20 protein-coding genes and 1 riboswitch are annotated in these 24150 nt (G+C 43.5%); of the genes, 12 read left to right on the top strand and 8 right to left on the bottom strand.

Annotation, left to right across the window (positions count from 1 at the left end):
* Window positions 1-5: 5 nt before the first annotated feature.
* On the bottom strand, window positions 6-3728 hold the full coding sequence (locus NLZ44_RS04245) for a PAS domain S-box protein (RefSeq protein ID WP_493751951.1): 3723 nt from the start codon (window positions 3726-3728) through the stop codon (window positions 6-8).
* A 374-nt stretch (window positions 3729-4102) separates the two neighbouring features.
* Complete coding sequence (locus NLZ44_RS04240; RefSeq protein ID WP_493751950.1) at window positions 4103-5209, bottom strand: Gfo/Idh/MocA family protein; 1107 nt, start codon at window positions 5207-5209, stop codon at window positions 4103-4105.
* 284 nt (window positions 5210-5493) lie between these two features.
* Between NLZ44_RS04240 and NLZ44_RS04235 the strand changes: the two genes are divergently transcribed.
* The 3 genes from NLZ44_RS04235 (at window position 5494) to NLZ44_RS04225 (ending at window position 8047) form a co-directional block, all read left to right on the top strand.
* On the top strand, window positions 5494-6360 hold the full coding sequence (locus NLZ44_RS04235; protein ID WP_493751949.1) for a DUF6816 family protein: 867 nt from the start codon (window positions 5494-5496) through the stop codon (window positions 6358-6360).
* Between the two features lie 6 nt (window positions 6361-6366).
* Entirely contained in the window at window positions 6367-7200 is an 834-nt protein-coding gene (locus NLZ44_RS04230; protein WP_006624372.1) for a transglutaminase-like domain-containing protein, read from the top strand.
* A gap of 76 nt (window positions 7201-7276) precedes the next feature.
* Complete coding sequence (locus tag NLZ44_RS04225) at window positions 7277-8047, top strand: ABC transporter permease (RefSeq protein WP_315642408.1); 771 nt, start codon at window positions 7277-7279, stop codon at window positions 8045-8047.
* A 9-nt stretch (window positions 8048-8056) separates the two neighbouring features.
* Here NLZ44_RS04225 and NLZ44_RS04220 read toward each other — a convergent pair whose 3' ends face one another.
* Window positions 8057-8545: an arsenate reductase/protein-tyrosine-phosphatase family protein gene (locus tag NLZ44_RS04220; RefSeq protein WP_493751948.1), complete on the bottom strand. Its 489-nt coding sequence runs from the start codon at window positions 8543-8545 to the stop codon at window positions 8057-8059.
* Window positions 8546-9123: 578 nt separating this feature from the next.
* Here NLZ44_RS04220 and NLZ44_RS04215 point away from each other — a divergent pair.
* From NLZ44_RS04215 to psbU, 4 genes are all read left to right on the top strand, one after another.
* On the top strand, window positions 9124-9468 hold the full coding sequence (locus NLZ44_RS04215) for a hypothetical protein (RefSeq protein WP_006624375.1): 345 nt from the start codon (window positions 9124-9126) through the stop codon (window positions 9466-9468).
* 50 nt (window positions 9469-9518) lie between these two features.
* Complete coding sequence (zds, locus tag NLZ44_RS04210; protein WP_493751947.1) at window positions 9519-10991, top strand: 9,9'-di-cis-zeta-carotene desaturase; 1473 nt, start codon at window positions 9519-9521, stop codon at window positions 10989-10991.
* Window positions 10992-11080: 89 nt separating this feature from the next.
* The gene (locus NLZ44_RS04205; RefSeq protein ID WP_006624377.1) at window positions 11081-11527 is read left to right on the top strand and encodes an SRPBCC family protein; all 447 of its coding nucleotides are present in this window, start codon (window positions 11081-11083) and stop codon (window positions 11525-11527) included.
* Window positions 11528-11978: 451 nt separating this feature from the next.
* On the top strand, window positions 11979-12413 hold the full coding sequence (gene psbU, locus NLZ44_RS04200) for a photosystem II complex extrinsic protein PsbU (RefSeq protein ID WP_006624378.1): 435 nt from the start codon (window positions 11979-11981) through the stop codon (window positions 12411-12413).
* Window positions 12414-12561: 148 nt separating this feature from the next.
* Here the strand turns inward: psbU and NLZ44_RS04195 are convergent, their stop codons facing one another.
* A complete protein-coding gene (locus tag NLZ44_RS04195; protein WP_006624380.1) occupies window positions 12562-13458 on the bottom strand; it encodes a TIGR04168 family protein in 897 nt (298 codons plus the stop codon).
* 128 nt (window positions 13459-13586) lie between these two features.
* On the opposite strand from NLZ44_RS04195, the gene nadA reads away from it, so the two are divergent.
* The 3 genes from nadA to NLZ44_RS04180 all read left to right on the top strand — a co-directional run bounded on the left by nadA (window position 13587) and on the right by NLZ44_RS04180 (window position 17233).
* Window positions 13587-14552: a quinolinate synthase NadA gene (gene nadA / locus NLZ44_RS04190; protein ID WP_493751946.1), complete on the top strand. Its 966-nt coding sequence runs from the start codon at window positions 13587-13589 to the stop codon at window positions 14550-14552.
* Between the two features lie 363 nt (window positions 14553-14915).
* Window positions 14916-16706 carry a translational GTPase TypA gene (gene typA, locus NLZ44_RS04185; protein WP_493751945.1) on the top strand — a complete coding sequence of 597 codons (1791 nt, stop codon included), beginning with the start codon at window positions 14916-14918 and terminating at the stop codon, window positions 16704-16706.
* A gap of 193 nt (window positions 16707-16899) precedes the next feature.
* Window positions 16900-17004: riboswitch (Glutamine riboswitch) on the top strand.
* 34 nt (window positions 17005-17038) lie between these two features.
* Window positions 17039-17233: a hypothetical protein gene (locus NLZ44_RS04180; RefSeq protein ID WP_006617676.1), complete on the top strand. Its 195-nt coding sequence runs from the start codon at window positions 17039-17041 to the stop codon at window positions 17231-17233.
* A 132-nt stretch (window positions 17234-17365) separates the two neighbouring features.
* On the opposite strand, the gene NLZ44_RS04175 is transcribed toward NLZ44_RS04180, so the two are convergent.
* Complete coding sequence (locus NLZ44_RS04175; protein WP_006668682.1) at window positions 17366-18568, bottom strand: Coenzyme F420 hydrogenase/dehydrogenase, beta subunit C-terminal domain; 1203 nt, start codon at window positions 18566-18568, stop codon at window positions 17366-17368.
* A gap of 192 nt (window positions 18569-18760) precedes the next feature.
* A complete protein-coding gene (locus tag NLZ44_RS04170; RefSeq protein ID WP_008052372.1) occupies window positions 18761-19231 on the bottom strand; it encodes a universal stress protein in 471 nt (156 codons plus the stop codon).
* A 118-nt stretch (window positions 19232-19349) separates the two neighbouring features.
* Between NLZ44_RS04170 and leuB the strand changes: the two genes are divergently transcribed.
* Window positions 19350-20441: a 3-isopropylmalate dehydrogenase gene (leuB, locus tag NLZ44_RS04165; protein WP_493751944.1), complete on the top strand. Its 1092-nt coding sequence runs from the start codon at window positions 19350-19352 to the stop codon at window positions 20439-20441.
* Window positions 20442-20546: 105 nt separating this feature from the next.
* Here leuB and NLZ44_RS04160 read toward each other — a convergent pair whose 3' ends face one another.
* Window positions 20547-22223 carry a DNA methyltransferase gene (locus NLZ44_RS04160; RefSeq protein ID WP_493751943.1) on the bottom strand — a complete coding sequence of 559 codons (1677 nt, stop codon included), beginning with the start codon at window positions 22221-22223 and terminating at the stop codon, window positions 20547-20549.
* 223 nt (window positions 22224-22446) lie between these two features.
* On the opposite strand from NLZ44_RS04160, the gene NLZ44_RS04155 reads away from it, so the two are divergent.
* Window positions 22447-23808: a helix-turn-helix domain-containing protein gene (locus NLZ44_RS04155; RefSeq protein ID WP_493751942.1), complete on the top strand. Its 1362-nt coding sequence runs from the start codon at window positions 22447-22449 to the stop codon at window positions 23806-23808.
* A gap of 36 nt (window positions 23809-23844) precedes the next feature.
* Here the strand turns inward: NLZ44_RS04155 and NLZ44_RS04150 are convergent, their stop codons facing one another.
* On the bottom strand, window positions 23845-24138 hold the full coding sequence (locus NLZ44_RS04150) for an MAE_28990/MAE_18760 family HEPN-like nuclease (protein WP_006624393.1): 294 nt from the start codon (window positions 24136-24138) through the stop codon (window positions 23845-23847).
* Between the last annotated feature and the right edge of the window lie 12 nt (window positions 24139-24150).

The following is a 24150-nucleotide window of genomic DNA, read 5'->3' as shown; positions in this document are numbered from 1 at the left end:
TAGATCTAATGAGCGTGCTTGAGTTCCGGGGGTGGTTCAATAGGAATCTGAATGGCAAAAGTGCAGCCCTCTCCCGGCTGTGAGATACATTTGAGGCTTCCTCCGTGCTTTTCAACAATAATCCGGTAACTAATTGATAGTCCCAGTCCGGTCCCCTTCCCAACGGGTTTAGTGGTAAAAAATGGATCAAACAGTCGATTTTTTAAATCATCGGGAATACCTGAGCCATTATCATGAATCTGAATCAACACCTGTTGACTTTTGGATACGGGAGGTTTGATCATCCCTTCAGAGGTGGTTTTGATGACATCAGAAGCGGGAAGTGGAAATAAGTTAGACCCAGAGCTAATTGATACGACTTGGGTGGTAATGGTGATCATACGGGGGTCTGGTTGATTATCTAAAGCATCGATCGCATTACTGAGAATATTCATAAACACCTGGTTAAGCTGTCCCGCATAACATTCCACCCTAGGAAGTTGACCATATTTTTTAACTATTTCAATACCAGAACTACTACCTTTTGCTTTCAGGCGGTTTTGCAGAATCAATAAGGTGCTATCAATACCCTCGTGAATATCCACGGGTTTCATTTCCGCCTCGTCTAAACGGGAGAAGTTCCGTAGAGAGACGACAATTTGACGAATGCGATCGGCTCCCATTTCCATGGAAGACAGGATTTTCGGTAAATCCTCCACCAAAAAGTCTAGGTCAATATCTTCTATGCGTTCTTGGATCACTTCCAGGGGTTCTGGATATTGTTCTTGATACAGTTCCACCAATTCCAGCAGATCCTTAGTATAATCGCGGGCATAGGTGAGGTTCCCATAGATAAAATTAACCGGGTTATTAATTTCGTGGGCTACCCCCGCCACCATTTGTCCTAAACTAGACATTTTTTCACTTTGAATCAATTGTGACTCTTTTTGTTGCAAGTCCTGGAGAGCCTCGCTTAGGTGGAAGGCTTGAGTTTGGGCGGCTAAGGCGGCGGCTCTAGTTTGGGCGTAAAGTTCGGCTTGGTCAATGGCGATCGCTAATTGATCTACTACGGCTCGCAATAGTTCCACATCACTATCTATCCAATCGCGAGGACTATTATATTGATTACAGACCACAGCCCCCCGCTGTCCCGATCGCGTCTCCAGGGGTAGTAAAATTTCCGAAGCAATTCCCGCATCTTCCAGTAATCCCCTGGTAGTTGCATCTAAAACTGTTGTATCTTGTAGATTATTAACCTGTACTGTTTCCCGGTTACAGATTTTATTAGCCAACCAGCCAATTTTATCGGAGGGGTAATCTTCTAAAACTGTTGATAAAGAAGGCGATCGCGATTCGTGAGTAATGGCAAAATTATGTCTGTTCGGTTGAGTGGGTAAGTACCACAAAAAATGGCATTGGTCGATTTGTAGAACACTGCGGATCTCCTGAACTGCTGTTCCCAAAATTGTGTCAATATCTAGGGAATTGCGGATTTGACTAGCCAAGCGAAATAGTAAGGCTTCCCTACGGCTTTGCAATTCTTCGCGGGCTTTTACCCGGTCAATTCCTACAGCGATCGCATTAGCAATCCAACCTAGCACATCCTGAACTTGCGGAGATAATGGATTAGAGCTACAAATAGCCATCATCCCCATTAACCGCCCTTCTACCACCAGTGGAACTTCTAAGGTTTGGTGGGAAGCCTGCGTGATCTGTTGAGACACTTGCGATAGTTCATGGTTCAATAGCTGAGGTCTCGGTGCTTTCAGGGTCACAATTCCCGCCCCAGCTTGTCGTTCAAGTTGATTAGTTTGACTGTTTAGGGTCCATATCGATACCCCGGCGACTTCTAAATATTGATCCATTGCTTTCGCGCAACGATTCAGAATAGTTGAAATTGTGCCACCCTGTCCTAGGGCTTTCCCAACTTCCGCCTCTAATAAAGAAAGGTGCGACCGCTCCCGCAGGATTTCTTCTGCTTGTTTGCGTTCGGTAATATCACGAGATATAGATACGATTTCTTGGATACTATTATTGTCAAGATTCCGGATAGCGTGAGAAGTGGTTTCAAACCATATAAAACTACCATCATAACGCCTAACTCGATAACTTACCGTATCTACATCCGAGTTACTCAATAAGGTCTGGTGAGATTTCTGGATGCGCTCTATATCATCACGGTGGAAAAAATCATAAGCTGACATTCCTATTAATTCTTCGGGTTTATAACCTAGTAAATCACGACAGGCTGGAGACGCATAAAGATAAATACCCTCAGCATCATGTCGGGAGATTAAGTCCGTAGCATGATCTGCTAACAGACGGTAGCGGGCTTCACTTTCTCGCAAAGCATCTTCTGACTGCTTCCGTTCGGTAATATCAGTTTGAATACCAATAAAATGCGTGAGTTGTCCTCGGTGGTCTCGCACCGGAGAAATAGCTAATTCATTCCAGAAGGAGCTACCATCTTTTCGATAATTTTTTAACGTCACTTTACATCCTTGATTGCGTTTGAGGGATTTTCTAATCATAGCGATCGCATCTTCATGGGTTTCTGGTCCTTGTAGAAACCGACAGTTTTGACCAATCACCTCTTCTTTAGTATACCCAGTTAGCTTTTCAAAAGCTGCATTACAGTAAATAATTGGCAGATCATTTTTGGTACTTTCCGAAATCACAATACCATTAGGACTAGCTTCGATCGCTCGTTGCAATAAATGCAACATTTCTTCGGACTGTTTGCGGTTAGTAATATCAATTCCACAGCCTAATATATATCTGAGAGAGCCATCTGGATTCATAATGGCACTATTTGACCAAGCTACTAAATGAGCATCTCCATTAGCTCCTTTCCAGAGGTTCTCACACTGTCTCGGAAAATGACCCATCCTTATACTATTGGATTGGACATGATGAGATGATGGGGGCGGATCGTCAAACTCAATGGCTGCTAAACCCCAATCCAACGACTCCCAGTCTTGATCAAAAATTGATAATCCTAAATCCTGAATCAATAAGCCCTCAACATCTCCCGCTTTATATCCCGTTAATTGTTCACAACTTTTATTAAAACGGACAATCTGACCCTCCGGATCAATCACCACTACTAGGGCGCTAATAGTATCTAAAACCGCATTGACAAAATCCCGTTCTTGTCGGACAATATCCCATACCTTTCTCCTTTCTTGGATAATAGTTTCCAGATGACTTAGTTTCCCGTGTAGGTCGATTAATTGTCGGTGTAAATTAACTTGGTTAGCTACTTGACGACTGAGGGATTCTAGTGCTAGAATCTGCTCAGGTAGAGGTTGCCAGCAATCATAATTCATTACTGATAGCATCCCCAATTGATAGCCGTCTAGGGTAGTAATTGGAACACCCAGATAGGATTTTATCGGTTGCTCATTATTAGCGATCGCGTGATTAGCCAGCTTGGGGTGAGTGCTGATATCTTGAATAATAATGGGTTGGGAGGTAGGACTGTCGGGTTCGGTGCTGAGACTCCCCCCACGATGATAGGCGATCGCATATCCGCAAAAATCCAAATAAACACTCAGATCATCAGACAAGCCTATTTGAGCCTTCAGCCACTGATGAGTTTGGTCGATAAAGCTGATGAAAGCGATCGGTGCATTGGTAATGTGAATAGTTAGGCGAGTTATATCGTCAAAGGAGATGTCAGGGCTAATGCCGATCTGACGCAATACCCCACTTCCCAGGTCGAAAACTCGGCCGTTTAATCTGGACATAGTTTTACCTTAAATTTTACTGTCATATAATTATTCCCACTTCAGGGAAGAGACTGGAACAAAGCACGGAACAGTCTATAACAAGGGGTCTGACTATAACAGACCTTAATTGAGAGGGGTAATACCAAACATCCGCATTTATTTTTTAACTCGCAACTGGCTTTAAATGGCTTGTCCAAAGTCTTAATGCCACACCGCAATTACCTTTAATTTAATCTTAACAAAAAAACAGGCCGTTCTTATAAATTTGTAACTGGACTTAACACCATCAATTACCGAAGCGTGAACATAACCATACTGTTATACCCTTCTCCCGTACTCACCCCTATTACCCATGATATCTAGGATGTGGGGATAGCAAGCCCCACCAAAATCTACAATAAATTGTTCAGATCAGGAACATCAACCCAAGTCCCTGTAACATTAGATTCATGGGTGATATCCATTAGTAATTGAGAATAGACCCCCTCCCGCAAAGAAGGTGCCAGGGACTCATGGCGTGATATGGCTTCCATCCAGCGATCGACAACCCGCAAAAAGGCAGAGATGCGACCATCATCATGAGTTTTGGGAAAATGCAAATTATCGGGAATGGCAATTTCTGCCAAATCTTCCCCAGCTTTACTTCCCCACAATTTGAAACCGTGGATATAGTCTTTTTGATTATTGCTACCGAGAATTAATGTTCCATCACTACCATAGACTTCTACCCAGTGTCCCCGTCCCTGGAAGGTGCAAGAACTCAAACATACCTGACAGGGGGTTCCGTCGGCTAACTCCAAGATTAAATTACAGGTATCATCGGCATCTACAGGCTTCAGTTTGCCGGACTCAGCCGGATCAGGACGTTGGGCTATAGTTGTGCTTAACTGTCCGCACAGGCGGCTTATCGGACCAAATAGCCAGTGTATATAGTCGAAGCTGTGGGAACCGATCGCGCCTAAAGCACCGCCGCCCTTTTGTTTCTCAGCATACCAGTTCCAGGGTCGATTAGCATCCGCGCGACTGGACACTAACCAATCAATCTTGACTAGCCTCGGTTGTCCGACATATCCCTGGCGTAGTAGTTTTTCTAATTGCAGCCATTGCGGGACAAAGCGAAATTCAAAATCCATGGTGGTGACACAGTTTTTGTCGTTAGCCAGTTGATACAGATATTTGGCCTCTTCAACATTAAGAGTGGTGGGTTTTTCTAATAACAGATGTTTTCCAGCGTGGAGAACTTCTTTGGCCATCTGAAAGTGGAGAAATGGGGGGGTAGCAACCGTAACAGCGCTGACTTCTGGTATAGTGACCATTTGACTCACCCGATCGCTGGCGTGGGGAATGTTATGTTCAGAGGCGATCGCCTTGGCTTTGTCTAGATCTCGATGGTAAACTGCTATAATCTCCGTGCGGGGGTGTTCCTTGAGGGCTGGGATGTGGACTTTTTGACCAAATCCCGTCCCGACTACGGCAATACCAATTTTATTTGCGGTCATAACTTACTCGTTCCGATCATCTATCCTAAGTGCGATCGTAGCACTGTTTAGTTAACTATTGTTAGCCGCTGGACTGCTAATGATGGTCAACTATTGCTAACAGGCGATCGCACCACAGACTTGATCAACCTCCTTGCTACTAGCCCAAAAGCTGACCTAAGTTCACCAAGATTTAATTTTAACCATCGTCAAAAATCTCGAAGTGTGTTATAATAGGAATGGTGGCGGAAAATGGTTTTTTCCCCGTGCATTAGATACATTAATTTTTCTAACTCCAATCAACAATGGGTCTTGTATTTAAGCAAGGCTGTGCTTGTCGTGTTCCTGGTAATATGAATTTGCTTTATAGGATGAGGTGCGATCGCGCCGCTTTGGCTTTATTATTGTTTTTAGGTGGGCTGCTGTTCTGGTTATCGCCATCTGCGGCGTGGGCGGGTTCATTAAGCGATCGTGAATTTCCCGACTGGAAAGGAAAACCCGTCTTGAGTGAAGCGAGGGGAGATTTAGTCTACCCAGAATGGATGGCGGGAAAATGGGATGTCACCAGTACCCTAGTGGAGGCGCGCGCCCCCCTAGCACCGGATCTGGTAACTCCTGGTTTTGAGGGAAATCTTGGCTATCTCGATCAACCCATAAGTTTTCAAGTCCAGTTTAGGGAGATGAAATCTGCGCCTATATCCTCGGTGTTATCTCCGGTTCCCCGGTTGAAGTTAGAGGAAAAACTCTATCCTGAGATAGTAGCCGATCGCTCTGGTAATGGGTTAAATATTGCTAAGGCTATATTAGGCGATCGGGGGGTGATATCCGTACAGGTTGACCCCAATAATCCCAACCGCCAAATTACTAAATTTCCTGGCGATCGTAGCTTGATATCTGTGGTAACCAGTCGCGGAACAGAAACACCATCACCAGGAGAATTTATCGCCTCAGAAATCGCCCAGCAGATATTTGAGGGAGAATCAACCCTATATCTGAATGAGGTAGAAACAACCACAGCTTATCGACAGGAGAAACAAGGGATAGTAGGTAATCAGATGACAGCGATTTACCTATCCCCACAAGATCCTAATTACTTTAAAGCCGCCGGAAATCCCGTCGCCCTTTATCGCTATCAACTAACGTTACAACAAGTTACCAATCAGGGGGATTAATTATCTATGAAATTCAATTTAGGCTGTCAGCTAAATTATGAGATTTATAGCGATAGTACCTTAATTTTCAATATTGCAGTTTGCAATAACCGATTTCAAAATATCCTCCAAGAAGACCTACACATTGCACCTGATGTTCCTATGGATGAATACATTCCTCCAGAACTAGAAAACCGATACATTAGGGTTAATTCACCTCCCGGAAATTTGGAAATATCTTATCAAGCAACAGTTGAATTTAAACCCTTTGAAGAACACCCTCACGATATTCATGAAGTTACCCCAGCGAAACTGCCTTTGGATGTGTTACCTTATTTATATCCTAGTCGCTATTGTGAGTCCGATCGCTTGATGCGGTTCGCCCAGACCGAGTTTGGTGATTTAGTTCCTGACTATTCGCGAGTGACAGCTATCTGTAATTGGATTTATGAAAATGTCACTTATTTATCCGGGAGTACCAACGCCCATACCTCCGCTTTTGATACGGTTACGGAAAGGGCGGGAGTTTGTCGAGATTTTGCCCATTTAGGTATTGCTTTGTGTCGGTCTTTGAATATTCCCGCGCGGTTTGTGACTGGCTATGCTTATGATTTGCAACCCCCCGATTTTCATGCCTATTTTGAGGCTTATTTAGGCGATCGCTGGTATTTGTTTGATGCGACTCGTTTAGTTCCCCGGACTGGGTTGATCCGCATTGGGACGGGAAGAGATGCCGCCGATGTTTCTTTTGCTACCATTTTTGGGTCAGTCTTTATGTCAAAAATGGAGTTATTTGTTGATTGTATCAGTCCCGGTGAATGTCCTATATATACTGAGGAGGCGATCGCCTTTTTGGAGTAGTCAACATCAGATTACGCTAATATGAAAGAATCCTAGTCAAGTGATAACCATCGTGGTTATAGGAGGGTCAAACATCATGTTGGGAAGGATAATGGCGATCGCCAAAAATGTGTTTTGGGAAGTCATGCGCGCTAGGGTTCTCTATATTTTGGGTATCTTTGCGCTGTTGATGGTAGCAGCAGTTGAACTAATGCCGCAGGTCGCTGCTAGTTTAGAAGATAAAATTGTCTTAGATCTCGGTTTAGCTGCTATCAGCATTCTTAGCTTAATTGTCGCAGTTTTTGTCAGTACCAACTTAATTAACCAAGAAATTGAAAAACGCACCGTTTACTTACTGATTTCCAAGCCAGTTAGTCGCCCAGAATTGATTATTGGTAAACATTTGGGTTTGTGGGCGGTCTTAGCAGTTTTATTGGTGGTAATGACAGTCATATATATGGGGGTTTTAAGTCTTAACCAAATTCCCTACCCAGGAAAAAGTATCGCCATTTCTAATCTGTTTATTTGGATTAAGTTTGGGCTAATTGGGGCCGCCGGGATTTTGTTAGGGGTGTTGACGAGTTCTCTCTTGGCTACACTCCTAACTTTTGCGGTTTATGTAATGGGGAGTTTGAGTCGAGACTTACTCGAATTAGGTCAAATTAGCGATAGTAACACCATTGAAAATGTCACTACGGCTATGTATGTCATTTTACCGGATTTAGCCCGTCTTAATCTCAAAAATGATGCCGTTTATGCCGATATCCCTGATGTTCCTATTCTCGTGGCTAATGCTGGATATGGTATAATCTACACTGTCCTACTATTAGCCTTGGCGATCGCTATTTTTTCCCGCCGAGAATTATAAGCCAAGCCATTAGTCATCATATCCCGCCCACACAGAGGCTAAATTTCCCTGACTGGGTGCTAACTGGTTAATGAGTTGGTTAATCCGCTTTTCTAGCTGTTGTAAAGACCACTCTCGGCTGGCTGGTTTGAGATCGGATAAATTCCAATACTCGACCGTATTCACCCAGGAAGGATATCGTTTAACCATTAATGGACGATAGATTGATTCATCAATAGCAATCGTTTTATTAGCATTTTTAAAGTTTATTTGAGATACGGGTCTGATAGTCCGCACAGAATAATCTAAGGAAATACCCCGTTTCTCCAATTCGTTAATCACCTCTAAGGCGATCGCCCCCATTGAATAATTACTAGAATAATGGCTTTTATCTACTGGTAATAAACCAGAATAAGCACGCCAACTCAAGCCCCTGGTTTCCGCCAAATAATTAAACAAATATTCAGAAAATCGACTGAGGTAGTCATTTCCTGTAGACAAAAATAAAATTGTTTTCATAAGCACCTTGATGTTGATTAGATGTGGGTTCAGACAGCGACCATGTATCTGCTAGGGGAGAAGTTGCTAAATTAGCCCTGCCATGTTCTCAATCAATCTTACCGTAGATCATAGTATAGCAACAACCACTATAACTTATTTGATATATTTCGGCAATTTATTTGATGGCGATAAACTTAGATCGCCCCCAGACAGTGGATAATCAGAATAGTCTCAACTCATAGACTGAGTACCATAGTGATAAAACTTCTCAAAAGTGATCATCTGAACCCAGTGGCGAGTTGTGACAATTGACTAAAAATGCGATCGCATTATACCACAACCATAGCCATTCAGTGTATTGTCAATCACATAAAACTTTTCAGTTATACAATTGGTTCACCATCACGGCGTAAATGGTTAAGGCTGGGGTTCTGTGGTCACTTATTAAGTTTTTTGGAAAACTGAATCATTTTCTCCCAGATGGCAGGATAATAACAGAGATAGGGTTAGGTCCACAAAGCTGAGACTTTGAGGACAGCCGGGCAATTATCCGCCCTCAACTCCTATCAGTAATAAGATTTACAAGCCAATCACCTATGAATATTCAAACGGTTATCCTACGGGGTTCTTATTTAGATCAGCTAGTCCATGAACTCTGCGACTACTTCCCCGATGTCATTGTCCGCACTATTGGTAATGTCAATATCTTAGTCGAGGAGTCTTTGTCGGCGCGAATTTCTGCCAATTTGTCAACCACGATAATTTTAAACTATGCCGAATTTGACTATTGTGAAATCGATGTCATCACTGCTGGTGGAGATGTCGGGTTTTTAAATCTAGGTTATGGTGCGGGTAAAGCTAGGATTGACAGCTTTGTGGAGATGCTAGAATCAATCTGCAAGTCCCATAACTGGAAAATTGAACGAAAAATCGATCAGTAGGATCACTTTATTGTTAAAATTCGTAAAGGAACTGTTAAGGATAATGTAGGATGCGGGTTGCGATCGCTGGAGCTGGATTAGCTGGCATGGCCACGGCTGTTGATCTGGTTGATGCCGGACATGAAGTAGAACTATTTGAGTCTCGCCCCTTTGTGGGTGGTAAAGTAGGTAGCTGGGTAGACCCAGAAGGTAATCATGTCGAAATGGGTCTGCACGTCTTTTTTGGCTGCTACTACCAACTATTTGATTTAATGAAAAAGGTGGGAGCCTTTGAGAATCTGCGATTAAAAGACCATATTCACTGCTTTGTCAACCGCGATGGCGTGATCGGAAGTTTAGATTTCCGGTTCATCACTGGCGCACCCTTCAACGGACTCAAGGCCTTTTTCACAACTTCTCAGCTTTCCGTTCAGGATAAATTGCAAAATGCGATCGCCCTGGGAACTAGCCCCATTGTCCGGGGTTTGGTAGACTTTGAGGGAGCCATGAGAAACATTCGAGACCTAGATCAAGTCAGTTTTGCGGACTGGTTTCGCCGCCAGGGAGGGTCTGAAGGTAGCCTCAAACGAATGTGGAACCCCATCGCCTATGCTTTAGGTTTTATCGATACTGAAAATATCTCCGCGCGCTGTATGCTGACGATTTTTCAGTTTTTCGCCGCCAAAACAGAAGCCTCCGTCTTGCGAATGTTGGAAGGGTCTCCAGCGGAATATCTCCATAAACCTATTGTTAACTATCTCCAACAACGGGGCGCTAAAATTCATCTGCGACGACGGGTTAGAGAAATTCAGTTTACCGAAATTGACGGCCAAACCCATGTCACTGGCTTGGTGGTAGCCCAAGGGGAAACCGAAGAAACCATTATTGCAGATGCTTATGTTTGCGCCTGTGATGTTCCTGGGGCTCAAAAAATGCTCCCAGAGGCTTGGCGAAAATGGCCGGAATTTGACAATATTTACAAGTTAGATACTGTTCCCGTAGCCACAGTGCAATTGCGCTTTGATGGTTGGGTAACAGAACTTCAAGACTCACTCGCACGCCAACAGTTAGAAAAAGCCGCAGGTATAGATAACTTGCTGTATACTGCTGATGCCGATTTCTCCTGTTTTGCTGATTTGGCTTTAACCAGTCCGGGGGACTATTACCGTCCCGGACAGGGTTCTCTGCTACAGTTAGTTTTGACTCCTGGCGACCCTTTTATTAAACAAAATAATGAGGCGATCGCCAATCATGTTCTCCAGCAAGTTCACCAACTTTTCCCATCTTCCCGAGAGTTAAATATGACTTGGTATAGTGTAGTTAAACTAGCCCAGTCCCTCTATCGGGAAGCCCCCGGAATGGACCCCTACCGTCCCCCCCAAAAAACTCCCATTGCTAACTTTTTCTTGGCTGGAAGTTACACACAACAGGATTATATTGATAGCATGGAAGGTGCTACCCTCTCTGGGCGACAGGCTGCCAGTGTGATCCTGGAAAATGCTGCTAACTTTCTCCAAATGAGCAAGCCGGGCGTACAGCCATAAAATCTTGTCCCTGTCTGGCTTGCTATAAGTAGGGCGGGGACTGTGCCTAAATATCAACTACCTCACACCTTAATAATTAAGTAACTAAAATGGCTGATTGGTTAGAACATAGCGTGCAAATTGAAGTTAATGTTCCCATTGATATCGCGTGGGATTTATGGTCAGATTTAGAACAAATGCCACGGTGGATGAAGTGGATCGAGTCCGTCAAAATCTTAGACGACAACCCGGAACTTTCTAAGTGGAAATTAGCTAGTGGTAACTTTGAATTTAGCTGGCTTTCTCGCATTCTTAAAGAGATTCCACATCAGATTATTCAATGGGAATCAGTCGATGGGTTGCCTAACCGAGGCGCTATCCGTTTTTACGATCGCCATGGTAGTAGTATTGTCCGCCTCTCAGTCTCTTATGCCATTCCCGGTCTGTTAGGGAAAATTATGGATAATCTCTTTCTTGGGGGTGTCGTTGAGTCTACTATTGCTAAGGATTTGGAACGTTTTAGGGATTATGCTTTAGATTATTATGCTCGTCGCTGAACTTTATTTATGGGAAGGGTTGACAGGTCGCCCCAAATCGTGATACTATATTGACATACTTTTAAATAATGGTAGTATTTGCAAACCATAAAATTTTGTCTATATTCCCATTTTTTAATATAGTAGCAGAAACGAACTCAGAAAGCAACCCCTACCCCCTACTTGTGACGAGGGGCTTGTTACAAAACTTAACATAATTCCGAGGACAATTAACAATGAACAATTCCCGGTGATTGGCTATTGCCTAATGGGGGCGGGTTGAGGAAAATAAAATGATGTAGGAATTGATCATTGAGAGGGTCTGGGGTGAAACGATCCATGATCGACAATTCCGAATTATTTTCCTTTAAAGGTCCGGTGTTGGGGTATATTCAACAATATTGCAGGATTCGTAATACAGATTTTGTGGATTCTGTCTATGTAGTTTAGAACAAATGGGAGAAGAATTTTAATGAAACGATTGGGTCAGGTATTAGCCTTAGTAGGCTTGTTGGTAGGTTTGCTAGGATGGAGTGTCCCTCAGCCTGCATGGGCAGCGGATTTGAGTTTTGTTCAATTACGGAGTCTGCAAGCACCTGTTTTGGCGGAAGTTAACCGTAGAAACAAGGCTGATGCCAAGTTGGGTACTGAATTTGGGAAAAAATTGGATTTGAATAATAGCTCAATCCGAGAATTCCGTCAATATCCGGGAATGTTTCCCACCTTGGCCAAAATTATCATTGACGCAGCGCCCTATGATTCAGTGGAGGAAGTATTAGAAATTCCGGGGTTAACCGATGCCCAGAAAGAGATTATAGAACGCTATATCGGTGAGTTTACCATCACTCCGGTAGAGCCGATTCTACAGGAAGGAGATTTCCGCCTCAATACCGGAGTCTATGACTAGGTTGGAGTAGAGAATCCGTTGATGGCTAAAATGTAAGTATTCAAGGCTAGGAATCAGGCTAAGAATTATGACCGCCGCCATTTCTCTGGACAACGCGCCCTAAGTAGGTGTGGGTCTGTGAGAAAGGGAGGCGGTCCATTTTTGTGGTCTATGGGTATAGATGTTGTTGTTGGATGATCTGACCGAGTGAGTTGACCCAAATATGGGAGGCTTCCCGAATTTGACCCTGTTTAAGTATAGCGATCGCAAAATGTCTATATTTATCAGGTCCTGTGCCTTGAATGCGTGGGACGCTGGCAGCATTAAGATATATAGTCTGATGTTCATCGACAGCTAGGGATTTCCGCAGATAGGCTTTAGTATGGCGGAGGGTGTGGTGCATATGACCAAAACCGACTAGGGGGATAGTTTTTCCATAATTGCGGGTTTGGGTAATAGCTTCGGCAAAGTCTGGGTCGCCATAGTCGCCGCCAATAGGTTTCCAGTCTTTACCACAGGGTGATTCTGGGGTATCTCCTAAACCAAATGGGCCGTTATGTCCCAAAAAAATAATCTGGTCAAATGCGGCGTTTTTAACTTGGGCTAAAATGCGATCGCTTGATTCTTGGTTGCTGTTGACACCAAAGCGGGTTTGATAAAATTCTTGATTGGTCCATTGTGGCCCCCCCCAACTAAAGGGTCGAGTACCCACAACCGTTAATCCTAACTCAGGAAAATCTCGTTTTCCATAGCCCACGTGGGCGGGTCCCAGCATATCAATTTGGGTTTGCACCCGGTCTTCCATGGTGCGATCGTAAGGACACTTTTGGCGACCCCATTCGGTCATGCTATACCAAGCATCATGGTTTCCAAACACTACCGCCTTGGGTAAATCTAAGTTAGCGATCGCCTTGACCACCTCTAGGGCTTCATTACCAAAATCACCTACAAATAGGGCTAAGTCTACCCCCAACTGTTTTAAGGCTATCTCATCTTCTGGTTCCCATTGGTCGTGGATATCTCCAATGAGGGCAATTTTGATAGTTAATTCCGGTGATGGGCTCATTGTATCTGATAGTACGTTTTTTTCTAGGATAAGTTGTTGCGACCCCAGGTTGAGATTTCTGGCTTTACTCTTTTTGGTGAATTCAACTATAATTAGGAATTAGAGAATCACAAACCAGAGGTCAACTGATGTTTGCAGCGACTTTAGACCGACAACCGACTGAATATGAGAAGCCAGAGGACTTGTTTGAGGCGATCGCCACTTTAAAGAAGGACCTTAATGCGATCGTGCTGGCCCACTATTACCAAGACCCCGATATTCAGGACATCGCTGATTATATTGGCGACTCCCTAGGACTGTCGCGCCAAGCTGCCGAAACCCATGCAGATGTTATTGTCTTTGCGGGGGTTCACTTCATGGCAGAAACCGCTAAAATTCTCAATCCAGAAAAACAGGTTTTACTCCCCGATCTTAATGCAGGATGTTCTCTAGCTGATAGTTGTCCTCCCGATGCTTTCGCTGCCTTCAAAGCTGCCCATCCTGACCATTTAGTGGTATCTTATATTAATTGCACTGCCGACATTAAGGCGATGAGTGATATCATCTGCACCAGTGCTAATGCCGTCAAAATAGTTAGCCAAATTCCCGCAGATCAGCCAATTATTTTTGCACCCGATCGCAACTTAGGGCGCTATGTCATGGCGGAAACTCAACGAGAAATGGTATTATGGGAGGGGGCTTGCATGGTGCATGAGAATTTCTCCGAAAAGAAAATTGTGCAACTACGGATTGAATATCCCGGCGCGGAAATTATTGCTCACCCCGAATGTGAACCCCCAGTTTTACGTCATGCCAATTATATAGGTTCTACCACTGCTTTATTAAAGTATGCCAAAGAAAGTGCTAATTCTACCTTTATTGTGGTTACAGAACCCGGGATTATTCACCAGATGAAAAAAGAGGCTCCCGACAAACTGTTTATTGCCGCGCCCCCCCTAAACAGTTGCGCCTGCAATGAGTGTCCCCACATGAGGTTAAATACCCTCGAAAAACTCTATTTATCTATGAAAAATAGACAGCCAGAAATCACCTTACCCCAATCTACCATAGAGGCGGCTTGGCGACCTATTCAGCGGATGTTAGAGATGAGTTAATTAATTAGGGAATAGAGAATTTGACACCCCCTCTCTGTCTACCTCTGGGAGAGGGCGATCTCATGTAGGGGCGGCGTTCCGCTAGTTCCTCGACTAGCGGCGAGAAGATAAATAAACCCGGCTTCTGGGTTCGGGTAGTTCTTCCGGGGGTAGGTGGGGGCGAGAAGATAAATAAACCCGGCTTCTGGGTTAGGGTAGTTCCTGCGGGGGTGGGTGGGGGCGAGAACATGAATAAACCCGGCTTCTGGGGAGGGGGTGAGACGAAAGGTTTTTTTGTGAGTTTCGGCCAGATAGGTTAAAATTATTAAGAGATGTGAAATTTTTGCATTTCCAGATAATCTCTGTTATCCCAACTGATCAAGTATGTCTCTTCCCATTCGCAACGTTGCTATTATCGCTCACGTCGATCACGGCAAAACCACATTAGTAGATGCTCTTCTCAAACAGTCCGGTATTTTCCGGGAAGGGGAAGATGTCCCGGACTGTATTATGGACTCCAATGATATTGAACGGGAACGGGGAATTACGATTCTCTCTAAAAATACCGCCGTTCGCTACGGAGAAACACTAATTAATATTGTCGATACCCCCGGTCACGCCGACTTTGGCGGAGAAGTGGAACGGGTGCTAGGTATGGTTGATGGCTGTATACTGATTGTCGATGCTAACGAAGGCCCGATGCCTCAAACGCGCTTTGTCCTGAAAAAGGCGCTAGAAAAGGGACTCCGCCCCATTGTGGTGATTAACAAAATCGATCGCCCTCGTGCCGAACCCTATGGCGCAGTTGATAAAGTCCTAGATTTATTCTTGGAACTGGGGGCAGATGATGACCAGTGCGAGTTCCCCTATCTGTTTGCATCAGGTTTAGCAGGATACGCCAAACAGGACTTGGAAGAAGAAGGGGTAGACATGAAACCCCTATTTGACTACATTATCGACCATGTACCACCACCTGTAGGCGACCCAGAAAAACCCCTACAACTGCAAGTTACCACCCTAGACTATTCCGAATATGTAGGGCGTATCGTGATTGGTAAAATCCATAATGGGGTGATTAGAGCCGGACAACAGGCTGCTTTAGTCAAAGAAAATGGCGAGGTAGTTCGTAGCAAGGTCACTAAGTTAATGGGATTTGAAGGTCTGAGCCGGATTGATTTAGAATCCTCTAGCGCCGGAAATCTGGTAGCTGTGGCTGGTTTCAGTGATGCTAATATTGGGGAAACCATCACCTGCCCTAATGAACCCCAGGCTTTACCTTTAATCCGGGTGGATGAACCGACTTTGCAAATGGCTTTCTCGGTGAATGATTCCCCGTTTGCTGGTCAGGAAGGTACTTATGTCACTTCTCGACAATTACGCGATCGCTTAATGCGAGAATTAGAAACCAACGTCGCCCTACGGGTTGAAGAAACCGACTCCCCTGATAAATTCATGGTTTCCGGTCGTGGGGAACTGCATCTAGGTATTTTAATTGAAAATATGCGTCGGGAGGGTTACGAGTTCCAAGTATCCCAACCCCAGGTAATTTACCGAGAAGTTAGCGGTCAACCCTGCGAACCCTTTGAATATCTGGTTTTAGATGTTCCAGAAGAGGCTGTAGGGAGTTGTATGGAACGCTTGGGTCAGCGCCGCGCCGAAATGCAGGATATGCGTATGGGGGGTAATGGTCGTGGCCAATTGGAATTTGTAGTTCCCGCCCGTGGTTTAGTAGGTTTCCGGGGGGAATTTATGCGGATGACCCGTGGTGAAGGGATTATGAACCACAGTTTCCTCGAATATCGTCCCATGAGTGGAGATATTGAAGCGCGACGCAATGGGGTGTTAATTTCTTTTGAAGAGGGGGTTAGCACTTTCTACGCCCTGAAAAATGCTGAGGATAGGGGTGTGTTTTTCATTACCCCGGGAACTAAGGTTTATAAAGGCATGATTGTTGGGGAACACAACCGACCCCAAGACCTGGAGTTAAATGTCTGCAAAACTAAGCAGTTGACTAACCACCGTTCTGCTACTGGGGATGAATTGGTACAATTACAGACTCCCATGGATATGAGTTTAGAACGTGCCTTAGAATATATCGGCCCTGATGAGTTGGTGGAGGTTACTCCTGAGTCCGTGCGTCTGCGTAAGGTGAGTAAAAAGTTGGTTAAACGCTAAACCTACCTAAAACTACCTTGGCGCTAAGGTTAAGCGGGCGGGTTGCTGTGGCTGTATATTACACAATACAGCGCGCACCCGCCCCTCAATTTTTCTGGGCCGGGGACAGGGAACCGTCAGGAAATCTTGACCCCAATTTAAAGGAAGGTTATTGACATATTATTAATTGTGTTATAATTGATAAAATATACAAAACGTTCATCTCCCCCACCCGTTAACTTAACTGGCTGTTTGTCCAGTTATTGGTTAACGTTCTGAGGAAGACGGAAGTAGGGACCCATGCCCGAAGGAACGCGCCACATTTTGACAGTTGGTTGAAGGGAGTCAGTACAATGTTTGTACCTTCTTTGGTGGCTTTTTCCGTCGCTTGCTTGGCGATTTACTTGAGTTTTCAGACTTCTGAGGAGGTTGTTAAGGTTGGAGCGAGGGGGACTGCATTTGTCTGTTTATTGATCAGTCTGGTTTATGCACCTTGGTCAGTTTTGCTGGTCTTAATTGTTCCAGTATTGGCTTTCCGACTGGCATAACAGAGATTTGCGTGATTTTCTCCTGAAAAATGATAGATTTCCAGAACTGAGACAGGGATTTTGACAAAATTAGCGAGTTTTTTGACTGCTAATTTTACCCTGCCCCAGTCAGCCCTTATGGGGGTCTTTTTTTTATTCTGGTAGTTTGTACTGTGCTACAATCCGTTTAGCAAAATCGGGGACGTGATTCTCTAGTTTCTCTGGGTAATTGCGTTTGACATAGAGATAGTTGCGGGTGTAGTGAGAGTCGATGGAAAAGCGGGCATATTCTAAGCCTTTGGGTCCAATGCGTTCAATAACTACCCCCATCATTTTAGCTGCCCACATGGGTATGGTGACGGCTTTATCGTAGGCGGGGATGCTCTGTTGAACGGCGGCGCGACGATCGCCCTGGGAAGATACGGGCTGAGTGTCCAGTTGGTCTTGAATCAGATCGAGCATTTCCTGTCCGCGATCGTTACGAACGACGATCCATTGCCAGCCAAAAGGAGCCCCCATATATCCTACCACTAAATCAGCAAGTGAGTTCACATAATCAAAACAACTGAGACAGGAGGGGGCAAAAATATCTTTAAGTTGGTTAGTTTTCAAGCCAAAAAATGGGACGGTTTCGGTGGAACCATCTTCGTGCTTAAAGTGGACGCGGAAATCCTGCATAAATTCATAATGGACAACAGTTTCCGGCGATCGGCTAGTAGTTTCCAAAAACTTTTGTAGACCGGCGCGGGTAACATTGTCAACGCAGGGAGTACCGAGAACATAGAGTTTTTCTAAGCCCATTTGTTTCTCAACGGCACGAAGGGCTTGAATCTGACATCCTACACCGATAACGAGTAATTTTTTCATACCCGATCGCTCTACTTCTTCCAAAACTGATAAGTTAGGGGAGAGGGTAGGCTTGTTAACCCTGGCGGCGAGAACTTCCTCCGGGGTGCGGGCGAGGATCGGCATAGGTCCAAAGCGATCCTCTTTGGTATTTTGGACACAAACCACCCCTTCGACTATACCTTGGTTAAGCATCTCACAGGCGATCGTGCTGACAATGCCTGTCCACTGTGCGCCTGGTATAGGTTCTTTTTTGCGGGCGGCCATCATATCCTGATGAACCCCAAAATACAGGTCATCTGAGTTGTCTAAATTACGGGATCTGCCGTGGGCTTGTTCTTCGAGGTTAGCGATCTGTTCGTTAAGAAAAGCACAGGCTTCCTTGACATAGTGGATATAGTAGGTATCGCAGAGACCGCATTCGCTACAGAGGGCTTTAGCGGGGCGACGGCTTCCGGGTTTAAGGGCTTTGGCTTTCTGATGCGAGTGAGGTTGCTGTAATGAAGTCATTGAAAGCGTGTTTGTTATGTGTAAGATTCAGTGGCTCAATTTTAGCATTTAGGCGACCACTTGGGGATTACGTGAGAATTTATTGTATAATTATAAGTGTTTTTTTCACCCTAGGGGGAGTAATAGGAGAATTGATGAAGGGGAGATATCCTAATCATTAAAAAGGCGATCGCCCCTCAAATGCCTATTTTTTTATTCAGGGTTCTGAACTATCAAAACCGAACACCTGAGATGATGGATCACATGATTACTAACACTACCAAGAAACAGTTCAGCCAGTTCGGAACGCCCCCGTCTTCCCATGACGACTAAATCAGGATTCCAGGATAAAGACACTTCTCTAATCCAATAACCTGCCTCACCAATTTTATACTCAGATGTAGCCCTAATCCCATGCTGTTCACACTCATCTAAAAAAGTTTGTAGCCAACTTTTGACCTCCTCAACTTCCTTAGCCATAAGTTCTTGTTGCACCTGCGCCGCCCGTCCCAACCCCTGTCCATAAATATCCCCAGCCGAACCAAAAGCCAGGGGAGACAGTCCCACACAATGAAAAATCTTCAGTTCCGCCTGTTCTACTTTAGCGAGGTGAAATGCTTTTTGGAACACGAGCCTACTTTGGGATGACCTATCAATGGCCACCAAAATTTTAGAATATTCCATAACCCGAACCAAATACGCCTTAAATTCATGATACCCCTTTATTGACAGTATCAGAGGAAATTATCTATTTTCCTGTTATGATATAAGGTTGCACTGCAATATATGAAACGATATCAAAATGACCCAAAACTACCGCATTACCCTTCTGTCAGGTGATGGCATCGGCCCCGAAATTATGGCGGTGGCGGTGGATGTCCTCAAGGCTGTTGGTAAACAATTAGACCTAAATTTTGAATTTAAAGAAGCTCTCATGGGGGGAGTGGCTATTGATGCTACAGGGGAACCGCTACCAGAGGAATCATTACAGGCTTGTCGCGATAGTGATGCGGTGTTGCTGGCGGCGATCGGTGGCTACAAGTGGGACAATTTACCGCGTCAGCAGCGCCCAGAAACGGGACTTTTGGCACTGAGAGCAGGTTTGGGGCTATTTGCTAACCTGCGTCCGGCTACTATTTTGCCTCACTTGATTGATGCGTCATCTCTGAAGCGGGAAGTTGTGGAAGGGGTAGATATTATGGTGGTGCGAGAGTTGACGGGGGGTATTTATTTCGGTCAACCCAAGGGTATTTTTGAGACGGAGACGGGGGAAAAACGAGGGGTCAATACGATGGCCTATGGAGAATCGGAAATAGACCGGATTGGACGGGTGGGGTTTGAAACGGCGAAAAAACGCCAGGGTCGCCTGTGTTCGGTGGATAAGGCTAATGTTCTGGATGTTTCTCAGTTATGGCGCGATCGCATTATGGCTCTGGCGGCGGACTATCCAGAGGTGGAATTGTCTCATTTATATGTGGATAATGCGGCTATGCAATTGGTGCGCTGGCCGAAACAGTTTGATACTATTGTGACTGGTAATTTGTTTGGGGATATCCTCTCAGACGCGGCGGCTATGCTAACGGGAAGTATTGGGATGCTACCTTCGGCGAGTTTGGGTGCTTCTGGTCCTGGGGTGTTTGAGCCTGTACACGGTTCGGCTCCAGATATCGCGGGACAGGATAAGGCGAACCCGTTGGCTCAGGTATTGAGTGCTGCTATGATGTTGCGTTATGGTTTGGATGAACCGGCAGCGAGCGATCGCCTTGAGAAAGCGGTGTTAAAGGTTCTGGATTGGGGATACCGCACGGGGGATATTATGTCTGAGGGTATGAAGGCGGTAGGCTGTCGGGAAATGGGGGATATGTTATTAAAGGCTTTGTCTGAACAGGGTTGATGACAATTCCCTGATCATGCGATCGCTTCGGGTTAGCTTAATTCTGGGGTTAATTTTGGGGAGGCGATCGCTATTTTCATAAGGTTATGAGATTTTGAAGAATGCTCAAAGGTCGAACTCCCCTTGCTTAAAGTTAACCAGTTTCTGTTTTTCGGCACTTTTCAGCACTTCATAACTGAGCCGAATATTTAATCTCTGTCGCTTCTCCACAATATCCTTAACGGTAACAATCTGAATCTTATCACAACTCTCAGTTATGTATTGGCTGCGATAAAATCCCGCAGATTTTGCGGTTGTTAGCATTTCTTTAGTAGGTTCTTGGAGGGTGATAAAAATCGCAAGACTAGCATTTTGTAGGGTCATGGTTCCGATTAAGTCCCGAATGTCTCCTGATTTGACTTTTCCTGATTTGACTTGGAAAATCATTTTTTCCGGTGTCTGTTGATCGCCTTGAAATAAAACGACTCCATCAACTCCTTGGTCTGCGCCTTTTTTGTGGTTAATTAATGCTCGGTTATTTGTATATGTTAAAACCGCCCATTTTTCAAATTCTTTCCTAGTGCGATCGTCCGCTTTGTTGGCTAATGCTATGGCGCTTTCCATGTCTTGGGGTATACCATGCCGTTTGATGGTCTCTAATACTCCCTTACCAAAGCTATCTTCTAATCTTTTTAAAATTAAGCTAATACTTTGATAGGTAATATCAATTCCTATCCATTTTCGGTTAAATTTTTCGCACACTGCAACTGTTGTACCACAGCCACAATAAGCATCTAATACTATATCACCCTCATTAGAACTGGCTTGGATTATTCTTTCTAATAATGCTTCTGGTTTTTGTGTAGGATAACCTAAACGCTCTTTAGCTTGAGAATTAAGCAGAGAAATCGGAAATATATCTCCAAAACGAATTTGAATCTTTTTGATAATGCTTTCTAAAGTCTTTAGTTCTTTGCTATCAATACCATAGATATCAAAATTTTCTTTAATCAAAGTTAAATAATTAAACAAAATAGAATTAAATAATTCTTCATTTTCTAGGCAATTTAATAATATTCTTTGCAAATCATGTAAGTCCTTAACTTCCCATACATCATTATCCTTAACTCCTGCTTGATTGATTTCGGTGACATAAACATCACCATTTTTGATGCGAGTATGATAATTTTGTTTTCTAAAAAAAGATTCACCAGAATATGCAGTATAACCTACATTAAAAGTATGGTTTTTATTATTTTTAGTGTAGAAAAAAATAATGTCATGCATTTTGAGAAAAGACTTGGAATTTCCCGTCCATCTTCTATAATGCCAAATAATCTCGTTCTGAAATTCTCCACCCTGAGAACAAAAAACCGCATCTAACACTAACTTTAAATAATGGCTGGCGGTTGGATCGCAGTGTAGGTAAAAGCTCCCGGTAGGTTTTAAAACTCGATGAATTTCGGTTATTCTTAAAGTCATACTAACTAAATAAGCTAGTAAACTTCCTTTACCCAATACATTCTCTAACCCAGTGATTAAATAAACAGCTTGCTCAGTGAATAAACCATTATAATTGGTGCTGATTTCCTCAAAGCCGTGCATAGCACGATTGTCCCATTCCCAGGTGTCAATAAATGCTTGAGCTTGTGCTTTGTCTTCCGAACCAATATTATTATAAATTTGATTATAATTTCGCTTAGAATTAAAAGGCGGATCGATATAACATAAGTCAACCGAATCATCTTTGATGTAGCGTCTCAAAACCTCTAAGTTGTCACCGTAATAAAGATGATTAGCCATGATTTTTCACCAAAGTGGTTGGGTTGAACTTGTTAAATCTCTACTTTTTCTAATTACGACAATGCCACAAACTTTAGGTATTTGGCTATACTTAAAAATCAGATTATGACGTAAGTTTTGTGAATAAATATTAACTAAATGACGTAAAATGACGTAAAATAACGTAAAATGACGGGCATCAACTAAGGTATAATGGCTAAATCGATTAGCCTGTTTAAGTTCAATGGATGTAACAGAAGTTTTACAATTGGCAGATCATCTAGTGTTTCAGCAAACAGAAAAGCACTTAGACGACTCTCAGCAAACTGTGATTAAGGGAGTATGGGAAGGGAAAACCTATGATCAAATTGCCGATTTATCTCATTTGAGTGAGCGTTATGTTAGAGATATTGGTTATAAATTATGGCAAATATTGTCTGAAGCATTAGGTGAGGATATAAAAAAAAATAACTTTCGCTCAACCTTTGAAAGGTTAGAATTTAACTCATCACAATTCATTCATATTAATACCATAGAAAGTAGTCATAATTTGCAATTTTATTCATCTCCTAATCAACCCCCAAATAGGGAGCAACGACACGAGGATATATTCCAGAAAATCGATTTAAGTTTAGCGCCTGAAATTATTGGTTTTTCCAGACGAGAAACGGAATTAAAGATGCTGGAAAATTGGTTATTAAATAAGGGAAAGAGTCGTTTAATTTCGGTGTTAGGAGTATCTGGTATTGGGAAAACTACTCTAGTTAAAAGATTTGTAGATCAGCACTTAGATAGATTTGAAGTAATAATTTGGAGGGACTTAAAATTTCCAGAATCGTTGACATCGCTAGTTAATGATTTATTGAAAGTTAGCGAAAAAGAACCAAAAGGAACTGTGAGCGATCGCCTTAAACAACTATTAGGTTTCTTGACGGAAAAGCACTGTTTAATCATCCTGGACGATGTACAAAATCTGTTTACGAGAGGCGCATTAGTCGGACAATACGAAAGAGACTATCAAGATTATCAAAACTTTTTCCGGGCGATCGCCGACTTAGAACATCAGAGTAATGTTATATTAATCAGTCGAGAGAAATGTCGAGAGATGGAGTGTTTAGATGAGCAATTATATCCGATAAAATCTTTAGAGTTATCCGGTTTAGAGGATGTAGAAATCCTGAGAAATATGGGAGGAGGACTGCTGAAGAATGAGGATAATTGGTTAAAGTTAATCCAATTATATCAGGGAAATCCTGGTTATTTGAAACAGATTGCTTTTATCATCCACAACATTTTTGATGGTCATGTCGCTGATTTTTTAGCCGAGAATAGCTTGATAATCACCCCAGAAATGCAGTTTGGTTTTCAGCAGCTATTTGAGCGACTCTCACCCATAGAACAGCAACTTATCTTAGAGTTGAGCCAGTTAGATAAACCTGTAACTAGAGAAGATTTAACCGAGAGTTTACAGTTATCATCAATGGACTTAATTAACGGGTTACAGTCCTTACAGCAGCGATATATAGTTACGAAAATTCGAGAAAATCGGCTGTTGTTTAAGGTGTGTCCGGTATTGAGGGAGTATCTGATCCGTTGTCAAAAGTGATAGGAATTGGTAGAATGGATTGGTATAGTGATGTGGCTAAAGAGAGCGATCGCAGTTATTCGGGGTGGTTGAGGTATATATGGCAGTGATTTCTTTAAAAATCTCCGAGGATAGATTCGAGGCGGTCGAGATCGCATCTTTGGGTAAAATCGACCTTTGATTTAACTCCGAAATAAAAAATTTGCAGATAGGGATATAGACTGAAGGTTTATTGGTCTCTTTTGACTTCTTCAGTTTTTCCTTCATCGCCAAAGCCAAAAAATTGCTCGAAAGTTCTTGATAATTCAGCTTTTGCAGGCGAACATAGTCCAGATAAGCATTCGCTGCCAAGTCGTTCGCATT

The organism is Arthrospira sp. PCC 9901, assembly GCF_059013425.1.
The sequence above is the reverse complement of the archived record's forward strand: the minus strand, read 5'-3'. Positions and strand labels throughout refer to the sequence as shown.

Excerpts from the sequence above, each read along its gene's own strand:
- NLZ44_RS04215 (WP_006624375.1), top strand. The coding sequence starts at position 9,124 with ATGAATATTCAAACGGTTATCCTACGGGGTTCTTATTTAGATCAGCTA.
- leuB (WP_493751944.1), top strand. The coding sequence starts at position 19,350 with ATGACCCAAAACTACCGCATTACCCTTCTGTCAGGTGATGGCATCGGC.
- NLZ44_RS04195 (WP_006624380.1), bottom strand. The coding sequence starts at position 13,458 with ATGAGCCCATCACCGGAATTAACTATCAAAATTGCCCTCATTGGAGAT.
- NLZ44_RS04245 (WP_493751951.1), bottom strand. The coding sequence starts at position 3,728 with ATGTCCAGATTAAACGGCCGAGTTTTCGACCTGGGAAGTGGGGTATTG.
- nadA (WP_493751946.1), top strand. The coding sequence starts at position 13,587 with ATGTTTGCAGCGACTTTAGACCGACAACCGACTGAATATGAGAAGCCA.
- NLZ44_RS04180 (WP_006617676.1), top strand. The coding sequence starts at position 17,039 with ATGTTTGTACCTTCTTTGGTGGCTTTTTCCGTCGCTTGCTTGGCGATT.
- zds (WP_493751947.1), top strand. The coding sequence starts at position 9,519 with ATGCGGGTTGCGATCGCTGGAGCTGGATTAGCTGGCATGGCCACGGCT.
- NLZ44_RS04225 (WP_315642408.1), top strand. The coding sequence starts at position 7,277 with ATGTTGGGAAGGATAATGGCGATCGCCAAAAATGTGTTTTGGGAAGTC.
- NLZ44_RS04175 (WP_006668682.1), bottom strand. The coding sequence starts at position 18,568 with ATGACTTCATTACAGCAACCTCACTCGCATCAGAAAGCCAAAGCCCTT.
- NLZ44_RS04230 (WP_006624372.1), top strand. The coding sequence starts at position 6,367 with ATGAAATTCAATTTAGGCTGTCAGCTAAATTATGAGATTTATAGCGAT.
- NLZ44_RS04170 (WP_008052372.1), bottom strand. The coding sequence starts at position 19,231 with ATGGAATATTCTAAAATTTTGGTGGCCATTGATAGGTCATCCCAAAGT.
- NLZ44_RS04155 (WP_493751942.1), top strand. The coding sequence starts at position 22,447 with ATGGATGTAACAGAAGTTTTACAATTGGCAGATCATCTAGTGTTTCAG.
- NLZ44_RS04220 (WP_493751948.1), bottom strand. The coding sequence starts at position 8,545 with ATGAAAACAATTTTATTTTTGTCTACAGGAAATGACTACCTCAGTCGA.
- NLZ44_RS04235 (WP_493751949.1), top strand. The coding sequence starts at position 5,494 with ATGGGTCTTGTATTTAAGCAAGGCTGTGCTTGTCGTGTTCCTGGTAAT.
- NLZ44_RS04160 (WP_493751943.1), bottom strand. The coding sequence starts at position 22,223 with ATGGCTAATCATCTTTATTACGGTGACAACTTAGAGGTTTTGAGACGC.
- NLZ44_RS04205 (WP_006624377.1), top strand. The coding sequence starts at position 11,081 with ATGGCTGATTGGTTAGAACATAGCGTGCAAATTGAAGTTAATGTTCCC.
- psbU (WP_006624378.1), top strand. The coding sequence starts at position 11,979 with ATGAAACGATTGGGTCAGGTATTAGCCTTAGTAGGCTTGTTGGTAGGT.
- NLZ44_RS04240 (WP_493751950.1), bottom strand. The coding sequence starts at position 5,209 with ATGACCGCAAATAAAATTGGTATTGCCGTAGTCGGGACGGGATTTGGT.
- typA (WP_493751945.1), top strand. The coding sequence starts at position 14,916 with ATGTCTCTTCCCATTCGCAACGTTGCTATTATCGCTCACGTCGATCAC.